Annotated in this window: 8 protein-coding genes and 3 pseudogenes; 3 read left to right on the top strand and 8 right to left on the bottom strand. The window is 41.6% G+C overall.

Translation table 11 applies throughout. The features are described from left to right. Together J655_RS0104855 and J655_RS22700 are read right to left on the bottom strand one after the other, a co-directional pair. A pseudogene (locus J655_RS0104855) lies at positions 1 to 758 on the bottom strand (IS5 family transposase); the annotation flags it as partial. A 56-nt stretch (positions 759 to 814) separates the two neighbouring features. Further along, positions 815 to 1,429 (bottom strand): annotated as a pseudogene (locus J655_RS22700) (helix-turn-helix domain-containing protein); the annotation flags it as partial. A 241-nt stretch (positions 1,430 to 1,670) separates the two neighbouring features. Here J655_RS22700 and J655_RS0104850 point away from each other — a divergent pair. Continuing rightward, positions 1,671 to 2,255, top strand: a pseudogene (locus J655_RS0104850) (IS6 family transposase); the annotation flags it as partial. A 403-nt stretch (positions 2,256 to 2,658) separates the two neighbouring features. Here the strand turns inward: J655_RS0104850 and J655_RS22695 are convergent. Both J655_RS22695 and J655_RS22690 read right to left on the bottom strand, forming a co-directional pair. Beyond that, positions 2,659 to 3,819 (bottom strand): alpha/beta hydrolase family protein, encoded by a 1,161-nt coding sequence (locus J655_RS22695; protein ID WP_032053273.1) that lies wholly within the window; start codon positions 3,817 to 3,819, stop codon positions 2,659 to 2,661. A 19-nt stretch (positions 3,820 to 3,838) separates the two neighbouring features. Further along, entirely contained in the window at positions 3,839 to 4,837 is a 999-nt protein-coding gene (locus J655_RS22690) for a VOC family protein (RefSeq protein WP_032053272.1), read from the bottom strand. A gap of 241 nt (positions 4,838 to 5,078) precedes the next feature. On the opposite strand from J655_RS22690, the gene J655_RS22685 reads away from it, so the two are divergent. Further along, positions 5,079 to 5,555, top strand: coding sequence for a MarR family winged helix-turn-helix transcriptional regulator (locus tag J655_RS22685; protein WP_050675406.1), 477 nt, complete (start codon positions 5,079 to 5,081; stop codon positions 5,553 to 5,555). Further along, positions 5,552 to 6,733, top strand: a complete 1,182-nt coding sequence (locus J655_RS22680) for a multidrug effflux MFS transporter (RefSeq protein WP_032053268.1) — start codon at positions 5,552 to 5,554, stop codon at positions 6,731 to 6,733. Before J655_RS22685 ends, J655_RS22680 begins: the two co-directional genes overlap by 4 nt. Positions 6,734 to 6,800: 67 nt before the next feature. On the opposite strand, the gene J655_RS22675 is transcribed toward J655_RS22680, so the two are convergent. From J655_RS22675 to J655_RS22660, 4 genes are all read right to left on the bottom strand, one after another. Beyond that, positions 6,801 to 7,409 (bottom strand): NAD(P)-dependent oxidoreductase, encoded by a 609-nt coding sequence (locus J655_RS22675; RefSeq protein WP_032053266.1) that lies wholly within the window; start codon positions 7,407 to 7,409, stop codon positions 6,801 to 6,803. 23 nt (positions 7,410 to 7,432) lie between these two features. Next, on the bottom strand, positions 7,433 to 8,167 hold the full coding sequence (locus J655_RS22670; protein ID WP_032053264.1) for an SDR family NAD(P)-dependent oxidoreductase: 735 nt from the start codon (positions 8,165 to 8,167) through the stop codon (positions 7,433 to 7,435). Positions 8,168 to 8,221: 54 nt separating this feature from the next. Further along, a complete protein-coding gene (locus J655_RS22665) occupies positions 8,222 to 9,697 on the bottom strand; it encodes a carbohydrate porin (protein ID WP_050675405.1) in 1,476 nt (491 codons plus the stop codon). A gap of 94 nt (positions 9,698 to 9,791) precedes the next feature. Beyond that, complete coding sequence (locus J655_RS22660; RefSeq protein WP_032053260.1) at positions 9,792 to 10,556, bottom strand: SDR family NAD(P)-dependent oxidoreductase; 765 nt, start codon at positions 10,554 to 10,556, stop codon at positions 9,792 to 9,794. Between the last annotated feature and the right edge of the window lie 9 nt (positions 10,557 to 10,565).

Here is a 10,565-nt window from a genome sequence, read left to right as displayed (position 1 = left end):
CTGACCATTTCTTCCAAATAGTTCTTCCTAAACGTTTAACTGTTCGAAGCAACTCATTGCGTTCTAGCGAGCCCATCTTTTTATCTTTCCATGGCTTCGCATTTTTTCTTGGTGGAATCACTGCATGTGCTTGCCGATCCGCAATGACCTGTCGGCACTGTTTGGTATCATAAGCTCCATCGGTATAGACGGAGTCAACTCTCTCATCTTGTGGAATCTGATCGAGTAAATCACCAAGTACCTGTGAATCACTCACATTGTTGGTTGTGAGCTGAACAGCGCGTATTTGTAAGGTTTTAGCATCTATACCAATATGTAATTTACGCCATTGGCGACGATATTCAGGCTGATGTTTTTTACGCTTCCATTCACCCTCACTTAAGAATTTCAGACCTGTAGAGTCAACGATTAGATACAGTCCAACACAACTTTTTTGATAGCTAATCACAATCTCAATATGCTGTTGTCGTCTACAAATTGTAGTGTAGTCTGGCGCTATCCAATTTAACCCACAAAGATGGATGAGACTTTGAACAAAGCCTGTGACCATGCGTAAAGACAATCGAAAGAGAGATTTAATCATTAGGCAGCATAGCTGCGTCGGAGTAAGTTTGATTTCGTTCTTGTTTGCCTTTTGATGGGGCATACCATTGCGTAGCAGGATCAAACCAAATGGCAATATTTCCACGATTAATGAGAGCTCGGTTATATGAAGACCAATTGGTTGTGCGATAAATTTTAGGTGTCGACTTATTCATTTGAAAATTATATTGTGGAATAAGCCTTTAGAGATAGGTTTGTGCAACAAAGCCCTATAAAAGGCCAGCGGCTTGCCATATTGCTCAATGTAGACTCTGGTCGAAAGCATATAGTCAAAGATGGTTTAAGCCTCACAAAAGCGCAGATGCAGCAGCTTTCCAGTGGCATCATCAATATAGACCAGCAAGCAGCATTTGGCAGCTCGACCCTCAAACCAGTCATGATATGAGCCATCGATCTGGATCAGTTCACCGAAGCAATCACGGTTATATCTAGGCTGATATGGACGTTTCAGGCGTTTGGATCGCGGAATCCAGAGTTCATTGGCTGTCATCCAGCGTCGAACCGTTTCTACAGGAATACTCAGACCGAATATGCTGCTGAGCTTCTCATGAGCCAAGGTTGGACCAAAGCCCAGCAGATGTTCAGAAATAATGGAAAGGCATTCAGACTTTACAGCTTCATCATAGCGTTGATGGCCAGGTTGACCACGACTGGCATGTGTCAGGCCTGAAACACCGTCTTGCTTTAGCTTCTGCAATAACCGGGTAATTTGACGGGTTGAAAGATTCAGAATTTCAGCAGCACGGGCTTGTGTAATACGTTGATCTCGAACGTCTTGCAGGACTGCAAGACGTTGTATTTCCTTGTCAGACATAGTGATCAGCATCTCAAGTTTTATCCAGTCCATGATGTTGATGTGCATCATAGACCAGACATTTTTATTGGTGAGAATATAGACATTTTGAATGGGTTCTAACAATTGTGATTTCGTATAATCTTGATTATGTTAAATTGAGTATATGATACATTAAGTTCATATTTCTCTATTCTTTACCTATTTTTGAACGCTCATAAGCACCTCGTTTATTAATCATTTTATCTAACTTCAAGGTGTCTATAAAATTGGTAACTATTCACACACCACGATTTATCGTTGGGTTCAACGTTATGCTCCTGAAATAGAAAAACGCTTACGCTGGTATTGGCGTAATCCTACAGATCTGAGCTCATGGCATATTGATGAAACTTATATAAAAGTGAATGGACAGTGGTCTTATCTGTATCGTGCAGTTGACCAACGTGGCTATACCATTGATTTTTATCTTTCTTCTAAACGGAATACTAAAGCAGCCTATTGTTTTCTTGGGAAAATCTTAAAGAATGTGAAGAAGTGGCAGATTCCCAAAGTGATCAATACAGATAAATCACCTACATATGGAAGTGCTTTATCACGCTTAAAACAGGAAGGAAAATGTCCACCAGATCTTGAGCACAGACAGATTAAATACAAAAATAATGTAATCGAATGTGATCATGGAAAGTTAAAGAGGATCATCCGAGCGACGTTAGGTTTTAAATCGATGAAGACGGCTTATGCCACAATCAAAGGTATTGAAGTGATGCGAGCACTGCGTAAAGGGCAAGCTTCATCATTTTATGATGGTCAACCTCAGGGTGAAGTCTATCTGGTGAATAGAGTTTTCGGTCTTTAAGTAATTTTTAAAGGGAAGATCATCAGCTCAGATCTCTATTTGCAACAGTGCCCTCAAGAAGACTATATTCGCTTACAGCTCTACTGCACCAAACAAGGTAAAGCACTCCCGGCATTCAAGTTTTGCTTACACTTAGCTTGTATGGGTAGACCAAAAATCATAAATGATCATGAACTAATAATAGATAAATGATGCTCAATTAAGATCTTAAACAACCTATGTTTTCAATGTTTCAGCATTAATATCAGCATACGGTTTACTTAGTAGTTAACCATATCAACCCTATTGATTCATTGATATTGACACGCAAGTTAAATGGAATATAAATACCTTACTTTTTGATCGTTAAGATTGCAGAAGTCATTAAGCTTAACTTCTACAATCTTTATGATTTCACTGCTTATTAAGCTAAATTGCCATGGAATTGTGTAGCAACCCAATCCGCAATATATGTACCAGCATTTGCAGTATTATCTAGACTACTGTGTTGTATACCACCCTCACGTTCAGTAAAGATTTTCAATTCACGATCTGGGCTATTTACCAACTGATCATAAGACTGGTGTGCATATTCCAATGGAATCTGTTTATCCGCCTCACCATGAGTCACCAAGAATGGGACACGAATATTTTCTAGCACACCATTTAGATGTACGTTTTGTGCGATTTCCATGAATTCATCCATGTCTTTGGCTCCCCACACCCAACGTACATGCTCCCAGTAGTGCGGCACTGGATTTTCACCTTCACGTTGCAAACGACGTTTTTGCATTTCCCCCCAGTTATGGTTCGCACCCCATACCACACCTAATGCAAAGCGAGGTTCAAATGCGACTGCACGTGGGCAGTAATAACCACCAAGTGAAACGCCAAGTAAACCAATTTTCAGGGCATCAACATCTGGGCGCTGTTCCAAATAATCGACCACTTCACTTGCCCATTGTTCTGTTTCAACTACAGCAGTCAGACCATGTAAGCGTAGCGCTTCTCCTGTCCCAGGTTGATCAATGAACAAACTAGAAATACCACGTTTTGCTAAAAGCTGTGGAAATAGCCCAGCACGATAGACCATTTCTTTGGTGGAATCTAACCCATTAATCACCACTAAACATGGTGTTGGTCCCTTTACCCCTTCTGCATGAGTATATAAGCCCGCAATAATACCCTCTTGATATGGAATTTCGACGCGTTCACATTGTTCTTTGGCTAGTTGGATACCTTGTTGGAAGGTATCTAAAAATTTGGCATATAAGGCTTTACGCGGAGCATAACCATGTGCCTGCATTCGTTCAGCGGTAATGTAGTAAATCGCTGCTCGATTGAGTTTATCACCCGCACTTAATAATCGCCCTGCTGCTTTATCTTCTTCCGCTAGTGCCAGTAGATTGTCTCCACCCTGTTCCCAAGAAGCTAAAAATGCCGCTGTGCCAGGGTCATCTCCCTCTTTGGCAATGTCTGCGAGTGGACGACACATGGCTTCAATTTCACCAATTTTTGCGCCCATTTCAATTGCAGCCGCGACAGCTAAACTCCAAACATAGTTGGTTTCAAAATATTTAAACATCCTGTTTATCCTTTATAAATTACTCAGTTTTTTCGGTTTTCAGTTCACGCATGTAGGCTTCTTCACCTTGATAAAAACCGACATCCCAAGGAATTTCATCCATCATAAAGGCAGGAGGTTTAGTCATCCATGAAGCTGTACCAAAACGGAATTCCCATTCACGTGGTATCCAGTTGTCATCTAAATAGTCTGTATCTGCACCATATTCAGTCTCCCCACCAACAGGTGAATCGAAATAACAGAAAATTGCAGAACCAATTCGATGTCGTCCAATTCCCAAGAAACCATGCGTCCAACCACGTTTTGTCATGTGATTAGAACCAATCATGACTTCATCAAAATCTTCAACCCCGAAACAGGTATGATGAAAACGTGGAATTCCACCTGCCCCCGGCACCTCACAGTTCAATAGGAAGGTGTTGTGATGCTCATGTGCCCCATCTGCACGTAAATAGGTACCAATGCCTTTTTGATGATCAGACATGCGAAAGTTCAAACGATCACGAAAAAAGGCAAAGGTTTTCCAATAATCTTTGACTGCAAAAACCACATGATTGATGGTTTTTGGAATAGCACGTCGACGCCATTTTCGATGTTGGTTCAGGCGATTGATGTTGCCAGATGAGTTAATCGGATCAGTAGAATAAATCACTTTCTGACGATCAAAGACGCGCAATGCCAAAGGCAAACCACAATCCGAGTAAAAACGCCAAGCGCCATCATCCCCTAAAGTAACTTCACGGTCCTGTTTTAAATCATCGACCAAACGTTGCAGATTATCTTCAGTATCGACGCCCCAAATGGTTTCCTTGACACCAAACCCTGTATATGCTGAGTCATCGGGCATAGAAGCGTGATCAATCGAGCGTACGATTACCGTTGAACCTTCTGCCAGACGATAAATAGTTTCTTCAGCATTTGAGCTTAAACGTTGCAAGCCAAAATCATCTAAAAATTGTGTTGCTTTTTCAAGGTCTTGAACCCCATAAAGCAATGTATCAATACCAACAATTGCCATAGTTAAATTCCTTTTAGTCCTCGTTCCAATCTAAAGAATTACGATATGGAATTCAGATTAGTCTGCGCTTGAACAATCCACAAATGCTTTATATGCATGGTTGGTATCCATGAAACAAATAGTTTTGTTTTAACAAATCCATTCCGCAAATTATTAATGATTGATTATGGAATGTGACTTCATTTGCCTTCTATGTCTTAATGAATTATATTCATTAATGAATATAATTGAGCTTTAGTATATGTCACAAAATCAAAATCTCGGTCAATATCTTGATCATCTACATGCCTTGGTTGCGAGCGTGCTTTTCCCACATATGGGCAAAGCTTTAAATGGTGAATTTTCTTTTAGCCAACTCAACACCTTGTTTCTGCTATATAAACAAGGCTCTTGCAGCATTGCCGAAATTGCTGCAAATGCAGCGATCTCGCACAATGCTGCAAGTCGCATGGTGGATCGTCTGGTACAAGGTGAATATGTAACACGTGTCGAAGATAGACAAGACCGTCGCCTTAAGAAGGTTTCGCTTACCCTTGTTGGTTTTAACAAACTCAAGGAATTACAGATCATTACTACAGATGTGTATAACCAAGTGCTATCAGCTGTACCTTTCGAATTACAACAACAACTTGAAGCTACATTGAAACAGATTGAGCCATATCTCCCCACGATTACCCGTTTCGTAGCAAATCCAAGCATTGAAGAGGTTCAAGCATGAATGCAACATATCTCAGGTATTCGATTATTTTGGGCATTCTGACGGCTTTTGGTCCAATTTGTACCGATTTTTACCTACCTGCCTTACCGCAAATTAGCAGTGATTTACATACCTCAGTGCCGCTCTCTCAACTGAGTCTGACGGCTGCCCTAATTGGTTTAGGTATTGGACAGTTATTTTTTGGTCCTTGGAGTGATCGAATTGGTCGTAAAAAACCGCTGATGCTGGCATTGGCACTATTCACTTTAAGTTCGATTGGCTGCATGTTCGTGCAAGACATTACCCAAATGGTGATGATACGCTTTATCCAAGGCTTTGCTGGTGCAGGTGGTGCCGTGCTTGCCCGTGCCATTGCCAGTGACCGTTATGCAGGTAAAGAGTTGGCACAATTTTTTGCCTTAATTATGGCAATTAATGGGATTGCCCCAATTCTTTCACCTGTCCTTGGTGGAATACAGTTACAGTTTACCGAGTGGCAAGGACTCTTTGCCAGTTTATCGATTTTGGGTATAGCCATTTTTCTGCTGTGCTATTTCTTCATTACAGAGTCACACTCACCCAATCGAGTAGAACAGTTACAACAGTCAGTTAAACTTGCTTTTACTACCGTCCTGAAAGATAGGGTTTTTATTGGGCTATGCCTAATTCAAAGTATGATGATGGGTGGACTATTTGCTTATATTGGCGCATCCTCGTATGTGTTTCAAGAAAACTATCATTTCTCAGCTCAAAGCTATAGCCTGCTGTTTGCAGTAAATGGGTGTGGACTGATTATTTCTGCAATCACGACCTCAAAATTGCTGAATTATTTTTCTGAGAAAAAACTGTTGATGATGGCACTTGGCATTGCACTTGTTGCCAGTTTAGGATTGCTGATTGTGGGTGCCTTACAAGCATCGATATTGCTGTGTCTCGCGTTGTTATTTATCACCATTTCCACTGTAAGCTGTATCAGCTCGTTGACCAGTGCGCTTGCGATGGCACGTCAGCATGAATTTTCAGGAACCGCCTCGGCACTGTTAGGTTTTCTGATGTTTGCGATTGGTGGTGTGACTGCTCCCCTAACCACTTTGTTTGGCACTTCATTATTGTCGATGAGTACTGTGATTTTTATGTGTTATGTACTTGCAGGCTTAAGTTATCTGATAACCTTTAGAACTAAAATACAAATAGCTTAACCCATACAAAAAAGGAGCTTATGTCTTAGCAACATAGCTCCTCCAATCACATCAACCTTTGGAGATATTAGTATCCCACGGTAAATCGCTCACGAATATGCTGCGGTTTCTCTAATTCATCAATCAGAGCCACTGCATAATCCTGCGTGGAAATATGGCTCATACCATCTTTAGTCAATAATTCCTCTTTGCCTAAACGAAATTGCCCTGTACGTTCACCCGATTTAAATATCATGGAGGGTGATAGCACCGTCCAATTCAACTCTGGTTCTTGGCGCAGTGTTTCCAAAATTGCAATACCTGCTAAAGCTTCAAGTTTAACATGCTCGGGAAATTTTGGATCATCGACCAAGCGCTGCCCAGACTCTAGGGTTAATCCCCCAGCACCACCGACCATCAGATAGCGCAGTACAGCGGTTTCTTTCAGGGCATCCAGTAAGTGGTCAATCTGCGTATCGGTAAAATGAACAGCACTAATCACGGCATCTTGCCCTGTCAACAAAGGAATCAATTGTGCCGTATCGTTAATATCTGCCTGTCTTGCCTCGACCTGTTGATACTGCGCAATTTTTTCAGGAGAACGAGCAATTGCCGTCACTTGATGACCACGTGTCACAAGTTCATTTAAAATACTTGAGCCAGCCATACCGCTTGCCCCAATCAATGCAACTTTCATGTGTTTTTCCCTTGTTCTCTTATTTAAAATAAAAATCCACCATCGACATGAAAAACTTGCCCAGTCATATAGCCTGATTCTGGGGAAATGACAAAGCTTAAAACTCCCGCTAAATCCGTTGGCTCCCCATTACGTTTAATAAACTGGCTATTTTTCACATCTTCAAACAGTTCAGCAGGTAGGGCATGTTCACTGCCTGAATGCTTGATTAGACCTGGCGAAATTGCATTCACCGTAATGCCTTTATCTCCTAACTCTACAGCTAATGCTCTGGTTAATCCTATCACCCCCATTTTGGCAGCAATGTATGCCATAAAACCCTTCTGCGGACGACCAGTATTACTTGAAGCAAAATTGACGATTCTTCCCCATCCTTTTTCGATCATTTTAGGAGCAAAACCTTGGCTCAAAATAAAAGAAGCATCGACGTTCACTGAAAATGTTCTTTGCCATTCGGGTAATTCTGTATCTGCTAATTGTTTCAAAGGGATATAGGCAGCATTATTAATCAAAATATCGCAACAGCCATGATCATCTAGCACCTGTTTAAGCAAATGCTTAACTTGATCTGCTTGGCTTAAATCGCATTGATATGCACTGGCTTTTCCACCTGCATCTTGAATTTGTTGCAACAATGGCTGGCAATCTACAAAATCGACCAAAAGTACGTGATAGCCTTCATGCGCCAATTTCAAAGAAAATTCACGACCTAAACCACCTGCTGCACCTGTGATTAATACAATTTTTTCATGTTTCATGAATGTGTTCATCCTTTTGTAAAATTGAATGTAATGTAAAGTTACGCTTTTTATTTAATAAGATGGCTTACCTGCCAAACCTAAGATTTGATCCAGTTGAAAATGTAGAGTTCCGCCAAATGAAAGGCCTGATTCTGGAATTACTGAACTGTAAGGATTCAACATGCTATTGCTGTTCCATGAATACATGACAAATGGGCTGAAAATTATGCCTTTACTCAGGATAAAGTTTGCATCTGCAGAAATGGCTGTTTCGGTCTGACCAACGGTATAGCCTGTACCACCTGCAGCTAAATGTGCATCTTCTAAAAATTTCTGTTCAGCATCTGTTAAATGTGCCCATAGAAAATTCAGTCCATAACTATCAAATGGACGAGATTCAAACATGTGACTAAAGACGATTCCTGCATTGCCCTGATTTTGAATCCCTTTTGTATTTTCATCATTAAAAGCCTGTGTCATGCTGGCATAAGCTGAAATGGACTTTGGTACTGGACTATCTGTTAAGCCATGATCCTGACGCCATAAGGTTTTCTTCGCGCCTAAATAAACTCCAGATACCCCCACGGTAGTTTTAACTGAGCTTTCAGTATCAAAAACTTTCGATGTTCCTTTAACGGTCGAATAAGGATTTACTTGTGTAGCATCATTATAGAAACCCATAATCTCGTAAGAAAATGGATATTTTTCCATCGAAAAATCAGTCTTATACGAAACATTGGCCAAATAGACGTTACTCATTTGCCCGCCGATATCACCAGAGTTTGTTTCCCAACCATTAGTAAAAGGGAATGCAGCATCACTGCGCCACCAACCCGTTTGCACCCTGAGCTTTGGATTCAAGTCATAAGCCATACGTGCACTCCAGTTTGAATAAGGTGGAGGATTGATTCCCACGATATTTTGTAATGAAGCACTGACGCACATGGTCGGTGAATTACACATCGGCAAAGCAAAGTAATTTCCAGCATTACTTTTACCTGCCTCAAGGGTCAATTGATCATTCAACAATCGCTGTTCAAAAGTAAATAAGGTTAAATGACTTGTGTTAGGTATATAAGGACCAAGTGTACCGACAATGGTACTACTCGCCTGACCACCATATGTGCCATTATGAACCCACGGTGCAAACAAATGTTCATAGTGAATCTTACTGCCAGAAAGACCCATTAGCTTTTCTAAATCCAAGGTCGCCCCAACGGTAAAAATTGAAACGGCTTCGCTTTCTCCCGTTTTTACACCAACCTTTGGATTAGCAAAATACAACTCCGTGAAAGTTAACTTTGGGGTAATCCCATGATCAACTAACCATTGACCTTGGTTTGACAATATTCCACCTTCCTTCGCAGGCATCGGATTTTCAGCAACTTGAACCTGAGGACCAATTCTTTCATTAGGTGTATTTTCAAAAGCCAAGAGTCCATCATCAGCTAAGGATTTGTTTTCCTTATTCAAAGTCTGCTCTTCAGCGAATGTTGTCTGATTAGCCAAGATCGTCAGCATTGATAGCATTAATAATGTTTTTTTCATAAGAAATCCTTTCTTGTGTTTTTTAGGGAAAAACGTCCCTACGGGGCTAGCAACAGCCCGATCAATTGTTAATTAAATTCATTACTTTAAGTGATTAAGAAGCGGTCGCTCCTGCATCGACCTTCAGGTCTGTGCCTGTGACCCATGCCGATTCATCCGATGCCAGATAGATTGCTGCCCATGCAATGTCTTCGGGTCGACCAATCCGTTGTCGTAAAATCTGCTTGCTTAAAGCTTGCTGCTGAAAAGCAGGGTCTTCTTGCATATGTGCCCGTGTTGCAGCAGTTTCAATCAGCCCTGGGGAAATCGTATTAGCGCGAATTTGAAATGCACCACCTTCCATCGCCAGTTGCCGTGTCATTGCCAAAACTCCGCCCTTGCCTGCGCAGTGCGCCAATGCTGGTGAGCCTTCCAGTGCCATCCATGCATTGGTTGAAGCAAAGTTAATGATTGAACCACCTTGCTGTTTCAGGGCATGCCATGCTTCCTTGCACAGCAAAAACACCACATCCAGTTCACCGACCAAGGTCTGTTTCCAATGCTGATAACTCAGTTCCTCTATCGGATGAAAATGGGCAAATGCAGCAGCATTCACCAATACATCAACTCGGCCAAATTTTTCTAAGGTTGCCACGACCAGTGCCTGAACCTGTTCAGGCTGGGTCAGATCACAAGTTGCAATACTGATTTCCAAACCTTGTTGCTGGGCTTGTGCCTTAGTCTGCTCGGTCAGTTCGGTGACAATGTCACAGCCCATCACCTGTGCCCCTTGGGCTGCAAACATCAGTGCGCAGGCTTTGCCGATGCCGTTGCCAATTCCTGTGACGATTGCCACTTTATTGTGTAGCCGCTGCTGCATATGATTTCC

Origin of the sequence: Acinetobacter sp. 1294243 (assembly GCF_000588015.1) — a bacterium.
In the GTDB taxonomy this organism is placed as follows: Bacteria; Pseudomonadota; Gammaproteobacteria; order Pseudomonadales; family Moraxellaceae; genus Acinetobacter; species Acinetobacter pittii.
The sequence above is the reverse complement of the archived record's forward strand: the minus strand, read 5'-3'. Positions and strand labels throughout refer to the sequence as shown.

Coding starts and splice junctions, on each gene's coding strand:
- J655_RS22670 (WP_032053264.1), bottom strand. CDS start 8,167: ATGAAACATGAAAAAATTGTATTAATCACAGGTGCAGCAGGTGGTTTA.
- J655_RS22675 (WP_032053266.1), bottom strand. CDS start 7,409: ATGAAAGTTGCATTGATTGGGGCAAGCGGTATGGCTGGCTCAAGTATT.
- J655_RS22695 (WP_032053273.1), bottom strand. CDS start 3,819: ATGTTTAAATATTTTGAAACCAACTATGTTTGGAGTTTAGCTGTCGCG.
- J655_RS22665 (WP_050675405.1), bottom strand. CDS start 9,697: ATGAAAAAAACATTATTAATGCTATCAATGCTGACGATCTTGGCTAAT.
- J655_RS22680 (WP_032053268.1), top strand. CDS start 5,552: ATGAATGCAACATATCTCAGGTATTCGATTATTTTGGGCATTCTGACG.
- J655_RS22685 (WP_050675406.1), top strand. CDS start 5,079: ATGTCACAAAATCAAAATCTCGGTCAATATCTTGATCATCTACATGCC.
- J655_RS22690 (WP_032053272.1), bottom strand. CDS start 4,837: ATGGCAATTGTTGGTATTGATACATTGCTTTATGGGGTTCAAGACCTT.
- J655_RS22660 (WP_032053260.1), bottom strand. CDS start 10,556: ATGCAGCAGCGGCTACACAATAAAGTGGCAATCGTCACAGGAATTGGC.